At 66.1% G+C, this 11,799-nt stretch carries 9 protein-coding genes and 1 tRNA gene; 2 read left to right on the forward strand and 8 right to left on the reverse strand.

The genetic code is table 11. From position 1 onward, the window contains the following. A complete protein-coding gene (locus tag ABV606_RS04405; RefSeq protein WP_353988507.1) occupies window positions 1-861 on the forward strand; it encodes an ABC transporter permease in 861 nt (286 codons plus the stop codon). 14 nt (window positions 862-875) lie between these two features. Beyond that, complete coding sequence (locus ABV606_RS04410; RefSeq protein WP_281489070.1) at window positions 876-1,730, forward strand: ABC transporter permease; 855 nt, start codon at window positions 876-878, stop codon at window positions 1,728-1,730. Window positions 1,731-1,776: 46 nt separating this feature from the next. On the opposite strand, the gene ABV606_RS04415 is transcribed toward ABV606_RS04410, so the two are convergent. From ABV606_RS04415 to topA, 8 genes are all read right to left on the reverse strand, one after another. Next, a complete protein-coding gene (locus ABV606_RS04415) occupies window positions 1,777-2,856 on the reverse strand; it encodes a hypothetical protein (RefSeq protein ID WP_353988508.1) in 1,080 nt (359 codons plus the stop codon). A gap of 137 nt (window positions 2,857-2,993) precedes the next feature. Continuing rightward, window positions 2,994-4,448, reverse strand: coding sequence for a P-loop ATPase, Sll1717 family (locus ABV606_RS04420; protein ID WP_353988509.1), 1,455 nt, complete (start codon window positions 4,446-4,448; stop codon window positions 2,994-2,996). Between the two features lie 254 nt (window positions 4,449-4,702). Beyond that, a tRNA-Thr gene (locus ABV606_RS04425) sits at window positions 4,703-4,775 on the reverse strand. Between the two features lie 90 nt (window positions 4,776-4,865). Further along, a complete protein-coding gene (locus tag ABV606_RS04430) occupies window positions 4,866-5,483 on the reverse strand; it encodes a TetR/AcrR family transcriptional regulator (RefSeq protein ID WP_353988510.1) in 618 nt (205 codons plus the stop codon). A 69-nt stretch (window positions 5,484-5,552) separates the two neighbouring features. After that, on the reverse strand, window positions 5,553-7,073 hold the full coding sequence (locus ABV606_RS04435) for an alpha/beta hydrolase (RefSeq protein WP_353988511.1): 1,521 nt from the start codon (window positions 7,071-7,073) through the stop codon (window positions 5,553-5,555). Continuing rightward, window positions 7,070-8,257 (reverse strand): DNA polymerase III subunit delta', encoded by a 1,188-nt coding sequence (locus ABV606_RS04440; RefSeq protein ID WP_353988512.1) that lies wholly within the window; start codon window positions 8,255-8,257, stop codon window positions 7,070-7,072. The genes ABV606_RS04435 and ABV606_RS04440 overlap by 4 nt, the downstream gene beginning before the upstream one ends. Before the next feature lie 87 nt (window positions 8,258-8,344). After that, window positions 8,345-8,959 (reverse strand): dTMP kinase, encoded by a 615-nt coding sequence (tmk, locus tag ABV606_RS04445; RefSeq protein ID WP_435415527.1) that lies wholly within the window; start codon window positions 8,957-8,959, stop codon window positions 8,345-8,347. Then, the gene (gene topA, locus ABV606_RS04450) at window positions 8,956-11,787 is read right to left on the reverse strand and encodes a type I DNA topoisomerase (RefSeq protein ID WP_353988514.1); all 2,832 of its coding nucleotides are present in this window, start codon (window positions 11,785-11,787) and stop codon (window positions 8,956-8,958) included. The genes tmk and topA overlap by 4 nt, the downstream gene beginning before the upstream one ends. Window positions 11,788-11,799 lie beyond the last annotated feature (12 nt).

Genomic DNA, 11,799 nt, shown 5'->3' on the forward strand with positions numbered 1-11,799 from the left:
GTGACGAGCGCCACGACTGCAGGTCGCCGCAGGTGGGCGCCATACCTGCTGCTCGCCCCCATGGTGGTGTGGCTGCTCGCCTTCTTCTTGTCACCGCTCGTGACGCTCGTGATGGGCTCGCTGCAGTCGGGCTCGTTCCAAGAGGGATTCGTCTTCACCTTCGAGGTGGCCAACTACGTTCACGTCGTGACCACGTACTGGCCGTGGTTCCTGCGCTCCGTCGCGTTCGCCGCGATTGCGACGGTGTGCGCGCTGCTGATCGCCTACCCGCTCGCCTACATGATCGTGTTCAAGAGCGGACGATGGAAGTACCTGCTGCTCGTGCTCGTGGTTGCTCCGCTGTTCGCGAGCTTCCTGGTGCGCACGCTTGCGTGGACCACCATCCTCGCCGACCAGGGCGTCGTCGTCGGTGCGTTGCGGACGGTCGGTCTGCTCGGGCCCGATCAGTGGCTCCTGGCCACACCGGTGTCGGTCATCGCCGGGCTGACCTACAACTTCCTGCCGTTCATGGCGCTGCCGATCTTCGTGAGCCTCGACCGCATCGACCGTCGACTCATCGAGGCGGCGGGCGACCTGTACGCGAGTGGGTTCCGCGCTTTCCGCCGGGTCACGCTGCCGCTTTCACTGCCGGGGATCGCCGCGGGAACGCTGCTCGTGTTCATTCCCGCTGCGGGCGACTTCGTGAACGCCCAGTTGCTCGGCAGCGTCGATACGCAGATGATCGGCAACGTCATCGATAGTCAGTACCTGCGGGCGCTCGACTACCCGACCGCATCCGCCATCTCGGTCACGCTCATCGTGCTCATCATCGGACTGGTCACGCTGTCGCTGCGCCGCGCGCGCACCGACGAGCTGTTCTAGGAAGCAGAGTCGACATGGATGCTTCGAACGCCCGCACCGCTCGGCCGCTGCACTACTCGGCCGCCCGCGAACGCGCAGCCGCTTTCTTCGGTCGTCACGCGATCCGAGTGATCGGCGCACTCGCGGTCGTGTACCTGCTGCTGCCGATCGCGGTGGTGGTACTCATGTCGCTCAACGACCCGGCGGGGCGGTACAACTTCACATTCAACGCGTTCACGCTCGACAACTGGGCGAACATGTGCGGACCATACGGCCTCTGCGAATCCGTGCTCCTGAGCCTCCAGATCGCGCTCGCGGCCGCCGCGGCCGCCACCGTCATCGGCGTGCTGGCCGCCTACGCGCTCACCCGCTTCGATTTCGCGGGCCGTGCGACCGCCAACGTGCTCGTGCTGCTGCCGATGACCATGCCGGAAGTGGTGCTGGGCGCATCACTGCTGACGCTGTACGTGAATGCGGGCATCCCGCTCGGTCCAGTCGCCATCCTGCTCGCCCACATCATGTTCTGCATCAGTTTCGTGATCATCGTCGTGAAGGCGCGGCTCGCGATGCTCGACTCCCGCCTGCTCGAAGCGGCGACCGATCTCTACGCGAACCCCTGGCGGGCGTTCCGCCGTGTGACGCTGCCGCTGGCGGCTCCCGGCATCCTCGCCGGTGCGGTGCTGGCCTTCGCGCTGTCGTTCGACGACTTCATCATCACGAACTTCAACTCGGGCAGCGCGATGACGTTCCCGATGTACGTCTGGGGCGCTGCCAAGCGCGGTGTGCCGCCGCAGGTCAACGTCGTGGCGACGTTGATCTTCCTCGTGGTCATGTCGCTCGCAGTCACCATGTCGATCGTCACGACGGTGCGCGCCCGCCGGGCCCGGTGAGCGCCGGGGCCCTCAGGTCTTCCTGAGACCCCCGCGAAGGCGTCGGCTACGAGGATCGAGCGATGATCGCTTCGGCAGCCGCCACCGCATCGATGGTCGAGCCGACCCCGTAAGCATCGACTCCGAGCGTGAAGAGCACAGAGCAGCGCGGCGCGTCAGTGGCGCAGCTCCGCAGCGCGATATCGCCCTGGCTCGCACCTTCGAGCGTGACGCGCTCGAAGGCCCGGGCGTTGTCGGGCTCGGTGGCCATCTCTGCGACGACCGGAGCGAGGCCCGCGCCCACGGTCACCGAGACGTCGTTCGCCCCCGCTTGCCAGCACTCGTACAGCCCGACGCGCGCTTGCGGCGACTCGGCGTCGTACCGGTGCTCGTTCCACACGACTTCGGGCAGTCCGAGAGCAGACGCGATCGCCACAGGGTCCACAGCGCTGTCGCACGTGCTGCCGTCGGATACGGCGCCGATCGAGGGCCACTCCGTCCGCTCGGCCGGCGCGTCCGCGATCGCTTCGAGAGTCGACGCGACAACGGGGCGGGTCTTCGGAAGCAGATCGTCGGCGGTCATCTCGCCGTAGCGCGACCAGCCCTGCAGCCAGTACGGGAATGTCAGGGTCACGACGACCTTGACCTCGTCGACGGTGGCCTCAGTCCAGCAGCCGCCGTCTGCGCAGTCCTCCCACACCGGGTGGCCGTCGATCTCGTCAACGCCGAGACGGGTGCCGCTGTTCGGAGCGTCGTCCTGCGTCTGCCCATCGGACCCGGGCAGAAGCTCGATGATCAGGTATGCGAGCCGGCTCTCCGGTGACGGGGCGTCGGACGCATTGAACGGCGGCTCGCCTACGCGCCATGAACAGGTCAGACCCCCGGCCGCCTCGTTGACCAGGTCACGCAGGTCGGTCGTCACCCGGGTCGCCGGTACAGGCGTCGGAGCGACGCCATCGCTGCCGGTGAGCGCATCGACGACGTCAGCCATGTCGACGAGGTCGTCGCACGTCAGGAGCGGCTCCGCGCTCGCTGTCGGGACGGGCGAGCCGCTCCCTGGCAGGGCCTGGTCGGATTTCGCCGTGCAGGCGGCGAGGGCGACACCCATCGCGAAGGCAGCCAGCACAGCGATGCTTCGGCGCATCATGGCAGTCAGCCTAGGGGCTGTACAGGAAAACGGCTCATGTTTCGCGAGGCACCGGGAAGCGAGCCTGTCGGCAACCCCTGCGAACGTTAGGAAACCTCCCTTCGAGATCGTTCACTCGGGGCCGGTCCCGCGCCGGGCTAAGCGCGACTCTTGTTCCAAGCAGCGATGAGCGCGTTATGAAGAAGAAAAATCCGCCTCGGGTGAAATGCGACAGGAGTGGCCTTCCTGTACTTGAAATCGGTGCGTTCTATGCTCGAACCGTTGCGCGTCCGTAGTCCGATCGCGCCGATCTCGAACATCTGCCGGAGGAGCAGCTTCAACTCCGCATCGGACAACTCGCCGTCCAAGTCAGCTTGGAGGTCATGCATCGTGAACTCCGCCGCCTGCACACTCTTCACAGCCTCAAAGAACGCGGTTGTCTTTCTTTGCCGACCCACGCGGTCTGGGAGGATCCCGGCAAGATTGTTGGCGATCTCGCCGACGAAGTATTGTTCGGCATAGTTCTGGACGGTGAGGACAGCCTCCGCCTCCGTCACCGCCGTCGAACCGGGGTGCACTTCTTGCAGATGAGTGAGGAGAGCCACCAGGTCTCTCGGAAGGAGTCGGGTGTACGCCAGGAAATAGTCGGGTATCCGCGAGTACGGACCTTGACCGATGTCGGTGCCGAGATAGGTGCTGGTGAACTTTCCAATCTCCGGTCTCGACACACGCACTTTGGTATCCACCAACGTCCATAGCTTGCTCTCGGCGCTGACACCCGAGGGGCTCCAGTCCAAGTAGACGGCGTGAGACTTGAGTTTGTTCGAGTCAGTGCTCTCGAGCGACTCGAACGCTTCAGTTCGGATTGCGGCAACGACGGTGATCGGTAGGTTCAGTTTGGCCATGAATCGATTTGTCGACTCAATGGCATGGACTAGACCAGCCAGGGAAGCCCAATCGTCGTTCGTTTCAAGGAAGAACGAGTCGAGTCCATCAACAGAAATGATGTGCCGGTTGGTCGTCTGCACGCGTTCGAGGGCATTCCGCAAGACGGCCGTAACTTCCAAGGGCCCCACGGGTCGGTTCTCCACATCGAGGCCCAGGAAGCCGAGGTTCAGCTTGAATGAGGCTCCACTGCTCGACCACCTGGAAACACTTAGCTTCCAGTCATCAATGAGCAAGCCAGCCTTTGTGAGTTCCTTTCGCAATGACAGGAACTCTTCCGAGGCGTCAAGGCCATTATCCGAGGAAATCGACTGGAACACTCGGAGGAGCAGCAGGAATTCCCACGCAGACTGGGTACGAGATGGCCCAACACTCTGACCAGTGTGTATCTGCGTTACATCGGCAACAGGGAATCCCCGGAGGTCCCAAACTCCGAAAAAACGGTCGTGCCGACCCGCCCACTTGAGTCTGAGGTGCTCGAAGACGGCAGACTTTCCCGCGCCCTTCGGGCCGAGAATGTACCAAGCAAGCCCTGACGCCATCTTGTACACCGCTTGGTTGTAGTCCAGATAGCCTTCCAGCAGCAGTTCGGGATCCTGAGTTGCTTCATCGCTGGCATCAAGACGCCCGAAGTGCAGAGTACGTATCGGCGGAGGCTTCACGACCATGTCGACAGGCTACGCGACATAGGCAAGCAGGCGCGGCAGACGCGGAACGATGCCCCGGCAACGGTCGATCGTGCGCCGGTCTACCGAGCGGACGGGAACGACGCTGCCAAGGCGAAGCGTCCCGTATCGATTCACCCGCCAAGGCCGGGCCGAGAGGCCACATGGAAGCGGTTTCCAACCCAGATCAACCGCGCAAACAAGATCAATGACGGCATTGAGTACTTCCCGGCTGCCATCGAGCCGTGTGGCGAGTGAGCCGCCTGTGGGAATCGAACCCACGACCTTCTCATTACGAGTGAGACGCTCTGCCGACTGAGCTAAGGCGGCGTGGCACCGCGTGAGCGGTGGCACAGCACACAAGTCTAGCGGACGTCACGGCATCCTCTGTTCGTCCGCCGCAGTCGCCGGGCGATTGCCTCAGTGCGCGAGCGTGCCCAGCAGCGCGAACGCACGGCGGAGCTCGTCTGCAAGTGTTCGGCTCGACATGCGGTCCGCCCACCTCAGCCACGAGTGCCGCATCGCGCCGACGGCGACGAACGCGATGAGCGCCGCGCGCTCCTCGCGCTCGTCCTCGGCCTCCGCCGAATCCGTCACCTCGAGCCGCTCCGCCACGAGCTCGGCGAACGCTGCCTCAAAGCGGCGCATATTGGCCATGTTCATGGCCACGATCTCGGGATGCCGACGACTCACCTCTCGGCGAAGCTCAAGGAGTTCGCGGTCGGCCGCCACCTGCTCGGCGGCTGCGGCAAGGAGCTCGCCGATCGCCTCGAACAGGTCAGACTGCTTCGCCGAGATGAAGGCATCGGTGGCCTCACGCTGGCGCAGGCTCGGGAGCTCGGAGGTGAGCGCGTCGTCTTTGGTGGCGAAGTAGTTGAAGAACGTGCGCGGCGAGACATCCGCCGCTCGACTGATGTCATCCACTGTCACTGCGCCGAGGCCGCGCTCCGCCGCAAGCGACAGCGCTGCGTGCTGGATCGCACGACGGGTCGCGGCGCGCTTGCGCTCGCGGAGACCGGGCTGAACAGGGGCTGTCATCACCTAATTATTGCAGACGCCGCAAACTTGCAGTCGGCAGCCGCGTGAGCCAGGCGGACCGCGGCACGCTCAGCACTGGGGGTCGCTCGCCGGCACCGTTCCGTCGATGAAGTAGTCGTCGACCACTCGGTTGACGCAGTCGTTGGAACCATAGGCAGTGTGCCCCTCGCCGTTGTGCGTCACGAGGTGACCGTTCTGCAATTGGCGCGCCATGTTCTGCGCCCACACATACGGCGTGGCAGGGTCGTTCGTCGTGCCCACAACGAGGATGTCGCTCGAGCCCTCTGCAGCGATCGCCACGCGTTCGCGCACCGAGTCGAACGGCCAGCTGGCGCACGTCACGCCATACGACATCTGCGGGCCGAAGATCGGTGCCTCCTGCTTGAGGAAGGCTGCTTCGGCACGCAGCTCGTCGTTGTCGGGATCGCCGTCGTCGTAGTCGAGGCAGTTGATCGCGAGGAACGCCTCGGTCTGGTTCGTGCTGTATTCGCCGTCTTCGGTGCGGTCGTTGTAGTAGTCGGCGAGGAAGAACGCCGTCTCGGCATTCCCGCTGAACACCTCGGTGAACAGCTGGTTGAGCAGGGGCCAGTTGCCCTCGTTGTACAGGGGCAGGATGATTGCCGTGAACATCGTGCTGCTGCCCAGCATGCGACCATCGCTGTGACGTAGCGGGCTCGCGTCGAGCTGGTCGAGAAGCTGTCGGATCTGCTGCATCGAACTATCGACCGAGCCACTGAACGGGCATTCGCGGTCGCCGAGGCAGCTGGCGAGATACGCGCGCATGGCGTTCTCGAAGCCCTTCGCTTGCGTGACCGTGACGTCGAGGGAACTGGTCGCCGGGTCGAGCGCGCCGTCGAAGACCAGTCGCCCCGTGTTCTCGGGGAAGAGGTCGGCGTAGGTCGCGCCAAGGAAGGTGCCGTACGAGTAGCCGAGATAGTTCAACTTCTCGTCGCCGAGCACCGCTCGCAGCATGTCGAGATCGCGTGCAGCGCTCTCTGTGTCGACGAACTCGAGCAGCGGGCCCGTGTGCTCGAGACAGGCTTCACCGAAGTCGGCGGCCGAGGCCCGGAGCTCGTCGATCCAGGCATCGCTTCCCGGTGCTCCGGGCGCGATGTCGTACAGGTACGCGTCGAGCTGGCGCGGGTCATCGTGGCACGACACCGCCGACGAGCGGCCCACACCCCTCGGGTCGAAGCCGACGATGTCGTAGCTGCCCTGCAGTCGGTCGGTGGTGGCGAAATCGACGCTATCGAGCACGAAGTCACGGCCCGACGCCCCGGGCCCGCCGGGATTGACGAGCACTGAGCCGAGACTGCTGCTGCCGGTCGCCGGCTGGCTCGCCAACGCCAACTCGATCGTCTCGCCGTCAGGATCGGACCAGTCCATGGGTGCGATCGCGGTAGCGCAGAAGATGCCATCTGCGCACTTCTTCCAATCCAGTTCCTGGTGGTAGAAGCGTTCGAGCGCCTTGTCGACGGGCTCGAGGGTCGGCGTCGAGACCATCGGCGGTGCGAACAGGCTGCACCCCGATAGCATCAGCGCGGCGGCTCCCACCGCCGCCATGGCTCCACTGCTGACGACCCGTCTCACGGTGCGGCGATTCCTCTCCCGGATGCTGGGTGCGCCTGTGATGGCAGCACCGCGGTCAACATTGCTTCGAGCGCGAGCAGCGCCGCGACGTTCCCCTCGATCCGGCGCCGAGCCAACGCGATCGCATCGAGCACGCCGAGGCTGTGCGCCGCGTCGGTCTGCTCGGCAGCGGCGACGAGCCGGTCTCGGATCGCCTCGTTCACGAGACGAGTGTCGACGCCCAATTGCAGCAGCAGCACATCGCGGAACAGCGACTGCAGATCGACGAGGATGCGATCGATGCCGTCACGGAGGCTTCGAGTCGCCCGGCGCTTCTGGTCTTCTTCGAGCGCCCGGAGCTGGCTGCGCAGTGCGGTCGGCACCGCCCCACCGGGCTCGATGCCCAGTGATCGGAGGAGCTGGTCGCGTTCTTCGGCGTCGCGCTCCTCGGTAATCGCAGTGCCGTCTTCCTTGGCGAGCTCGAGCAATCGCGCCGCAGCGAGCACCGCGTCTGACACGGAGCGGATGCCGAGCGCCAACTCGATCGTCTCGGAGCGTCGTTGCCGGGCGTCATCGCTGGTGGCGAGACGGCGCGCCATTCCGATGTGGCTCTGGGCTTCGCGAGCGGAGCGCAACGCCCGCTCGGCGTCGACGCCGTCGCGGTGCTCGAGCAGCCGCGCGACCTCCTCCACGCTCGGAGTCGTGAGGCGCACCACGCGCACCCGCGAACGGATGGTCGGCAGCAGATCTGCCTCGCTGGGCGCGCAGAGGATCCACACGGTACGGGGCGGCGGTTCTTCGAGCGCTTTCAGCAGCACGTTCGACGTGCGCTCGGTCATGCGATCGGCATCCTCGACGATCATCACGCGATAGCGCGCGACGCTGGGCGAGAACTGGCTCGAGGTGAGGATGCGCCGCACATCGTCGATCTTGATGATGACGTTCTCGGTCTTCAGCACCGTGAGATCGGGATGACTGCCCGCCTCCACCTGTTGCCGAACCGCATCGCGCCCCGCCTCGTCGGCGTCGATCGAGAGGAGTTCGGTCGCGAAGGCGTACGCGAGGTTGGAGCGGCCAGAGCCAGGCGGCCCGGTGATCAGCCAGGCGTGAGTCATTCCGTGCTCGCCGGCCGATGCCGCGGCGGAGGCCTGGCGGATGGTCGCGATCGCGGCATCCTGACCCGCCAACTCGCTCCATGCCGTCATGTGCACCAGCCTAGATCGCGGCGCTGACAACCGATCGCCAGAAGACCGCCTCCGCGCTGCGGTGCGCGGTGCGGCGTCTGCCGGAACTCAGAGCAGCGTTTCGACGCGCGCGCGGATGCTGTCGGCAAGTGTCCCGATCGGGTCGGCGGCGGAAAGCACGAGAAACCTGGTCGGCTCATCCGCGGCCAGCGCCAGGTAGGCCTCGCGCACGCGCTGGTGGAACTCGATCGCCTCGGTCTCGAGACGGTCGAACCGCTTGCCCTCGAGGCGCGCCCGCCCGGCACTCGGGTCGATGTCGAGCAGCACCGTGAGGTCTGGCATGAGGCCCCCGGTGGCCCACAGCGACAGCGAACGGATCTCGCCGGCGTCGAGCACGCGACCCGCGCCTTGATAGGCGACCGAGGAGTCGAGGTATCGGTCCTGCAGCACTACGGCTCCACGCTCGAGGGCCGGTCGGACCTTCGTGGCGATGTGGTGCGCCCGGTCGGCCGCGTAGATGAGCGCCTCGGCACGCGGATCGATGTGCCCGCGGTGGTGCAGCACGATATCGCGCAGGGCCTCCCCCACCTCCGTGCCGCCGGGTTCGCGCGTCTCGACGACGTCGCGTCCGAGCGACCGGAGCCACTGAGCGAGGTGGGCCAGTTGAGTCGACTTGCCGGCCCCGTCCCCGCCCTCGAGCGTGATGAACAGCCCGCGCACTATTCGGACTTCTTCGCCGCGCTCTTGGGCGCGGCAGCCTTCGTCGTGGTCGTCTTCGCCGTCGCCTTCGTCGTGGTCGTCTTCGCCGTCGTCTTCTTCGCCGTGGTCTTCTTGGCTGTGGTCTTGGATGCCGCAGCCTTCTTCGCCGGTTTCTTGGCCGGCCCCTTGGCGCGCTTCTCCGCCAGCAATTGCACGGCGCGGTCGAAGTCGATGCTGTCGACCGACTCGCTCTTGGGGATTGTCGCGTTCGTCTCGCCGTCGGTCACGTACGGCCCGAAGCGGCCATCGCGCACCTTGATCGGCTTGCCGCTGACGGGGTCGGCGTCGAACTCCTTCAACGCGCTCGCTGCCCGTCGCGCACCGTACTTCGGCTGCGCGAAGCGCTCGAGGGCGCCCTCGAGGGCGATGCTGAAGATCTGGTCCTCGTCGTCGAGCGAGCGAGTATCGGTGCCCTTCTTGAGGTAGGCCCCGTACCGGCCGTTCTGCGCCGTGATCTCATCGCCCGACTCGGGATCGGTGCCGACCACGCGCGGCAGGCGCAGCAGTCGAAGCGCCGTCTCGAGGTCGATCGTGTCGACGCTCATCGACTTGAAGAGCGACGCCGTCCGCGGTTTGGGTGCCGCAGCCTTCTTGCGACTTCCCTTCCTGGCCGATTCGGATGCCGCGTCCGTCTCACCCGCGGTGGGGCTCGCCGATGCTGCCTCCTCCGCCGCTTCGGCCTCGGCCTCGGTGACGTACGGGCCGAAGCGACCGTCCTTGGCCACGATCTGCTTGCCGGTCTCCGGATCGATGCCCAGCACCCGGTCGCCCATGACTGGCGCATCCACGAGTTCACGCGCCTTCTCGGGGGTGAGCTCGTCGGGTGCGAGGTCTTGCGGCAGGTTCACCCGCCGCGGGGTCTCCGCCTCGGCATCCGCCACTTCGAGGTACGGGCCGTAGCGCCCGATGCGCAGCACGATGTCGTCGGTGATGTGGGTCGAGTTGACCTCGCGGGCGTCGATCTCTCCGAGGTTGTCGATGACGGTTCGGAGCCCGCGGTGGTCGTCGTTGCCAAAGTAGAAGCCGCGAAGCCAGTCGACGCGATCCTCCTCGCCGCGCGCGATGCGGTCGAGGTCCTCCTCCATGGCGGCGGTGAAGTCGTATTGCACGAGGTCGCCGAAGTACTCCTCGAGCAGCCGCACCACACTGAAGGCGATCCAGCCGGGCACGAGGGCGCCGCCCCTCGGCACCACATAGCCTCGGTCGACGATGGTGGAGATGATGGCGCTGTAGGTCGAGGGCCGGCCGACGCCGATCTCCTCGAGCGCCTTGATGAGGCTCGCCTCGGTGTAGCGAGCGGGCGGGCGGGTCTCGCTGCCCTTCGCCTCCACGGCGTCCAGCGCGAGCGCCTCGCCCTCAGCGAGCTGCGGCAGCTTCGCCTCGGTCGCATCGGCGCTCTGCTCGTCGTCATTGCCCTCTTCATAGGCGAGCTTGAAGCCCATGAAGGTGAAGACCGTGCCCGAGGCCACGAATTCGGCGATCGAGCGCTTCGAGGCATCCGCCCCGGCCTGAGCGACCTCGGCCGTGATGTCGACGGATGCCGTGAAGCCCTTCGCGTCGGCCATCTGGCTCGCGACGGTGCGCTTCCAGATGAGGTCGTACAGCTTCCACTGGTCCGGGCTCAAGACGCCGCGCAGCTCCGCCGGTGTGCGGAACGTGTCGCCAGCCGGACGGATCGCCTCGTGCGCCTCCTGCGCGTTCTTGCTCTTGCCGGTGTAGACGCGGGGCTTCTCGGGAACCGTCTCAGCGCCGTAGAGCGAACGTGCCTGGTTGCGAGCGGCTTCGGTGGCCTGCTTCGAGAGCGACACCGAGTCGGTGCGCATGTAGGTGATGTACCCGTTCTCGTACAGCGCTTGAGCGGTGCTCATGGTGATGCGCGAGGTGAAGCGGAGCTTCCTCGCCGCCTCCTGCTGGAGGGTCGACGTGGTGAAGGGCGCGGCCGGGCGGCGGGTGAGGTCCTTCCGGCGCAGGCCCGACACGGAGATGGGCACGCCCGGGGCGCGCAACGCCGCAGCGAGCGCCTCGGCCGCGGTCTCGTCGAGGGCGCGGACGCCCTGCTTCAGCACGCCCTTGTCGTCGAAGTCGGCGCCGGTTGCGATGCGCTCGCCATCGAGCCTGGTCAGGCGCGCGGTGAACTTGGAGCCGGGGGATGCCTGGGGCGCGAGCTGAGCGGTGAGCCCCCAGTAGCTGGCAGCGACGAAGGCGAGCCGCTCGCGTTCGCGGTCGACCACCAGACGCGTCGCCGCCGACTGCACGCGGCCTGCGGAAAGACCGGGACCGACCTTGCGCCAGAGCACAGGCGAGACCTCGAAGCCGTACAACCGGTCGAGGATGCGCCGGGTCTCCTGAGCGTCGACGAGCGAGGTGTTGAGTTCGCGGGTCGCCTCGCGAGCGCGTTCGATCGCCTCTTTGGTGATCTCGTGGAACACCATGCGCTTCACGGGCACCTTGGGCTTGAGCACCTGCAGCAGGTGCCAGGCGATGGCTTCGCCCTCGCGGTCTTCATCGGTTGCGAGGTAGAGCTCGTCCGCGTCTTTCAGGGCTTTCTTCAGCGCGGTGACGGTCTGCTTCTTGCCCTCGGAGACCACGTAGTAGGGCTCGAAATCGTTGTCGACGTCGACGCTGAATTTGCCGAGCGAGCCCTTCTTGAGCTCGGCGGGAAGGTTCTTCGGCTCGATCAGATCGCGGATGTGCCCGACGGAGGCCTGTACCTCGTAGTCGTCGCCAAGGTATTGGGCGATCGTCTTCGCCTTCGCCGGCGACTCGACGATGACCAGTTTCTTGCCTGGCACTGTGCTCCCTGC

Source organism: Ruicaihuangia caeni, assembly GCF_040536845.1.
Taxonomy (GTDB): Bacteria; Actinomycetota; Actinomycetes; order Actinomycetales; family Microbacteriaceae; genus Ruicaihuangia; species Ruicaihuangia caeni.

Coding starts and splice junctions, on each gene's coding strand:
- ABV606_RS04415 (WP_353988508.1), bottom strand. CDS start 2,856: ATGATGCGCCGAAGCATCGCTGTGCTGGCTGCCTTCGCGATGGGTGTC.
- ABV606_RS04430 (WP_353988510.1), bottom strand. CDS start 5,483: ATGACAGCCCCTGTTCAGCCCGGTCTCCGCGAGCGCAAGCGCGCCGCG.
- ABV606_RS04410 (WP_281489070.1), top strand. CDS start 876: ATGGATGCTTCGAACGCCCGCACCGCTCGGCCGCTGCACTACTCGGCC.
- ABV606_RS04440 (WP_353988512.1), bottom strand. CDS start 8,257: ATGACGGCATGGAGCGAGTTGGCGGGTCAGGATGCCGCGATCGCGACC.
- ABV606_RS04420 (WP_353988509.1), bottom strand. CDS start 4,448: ATGGTCGTGAAGCCTCCGCCGATACGTACTCTGCACTTCGGGCGTCTT.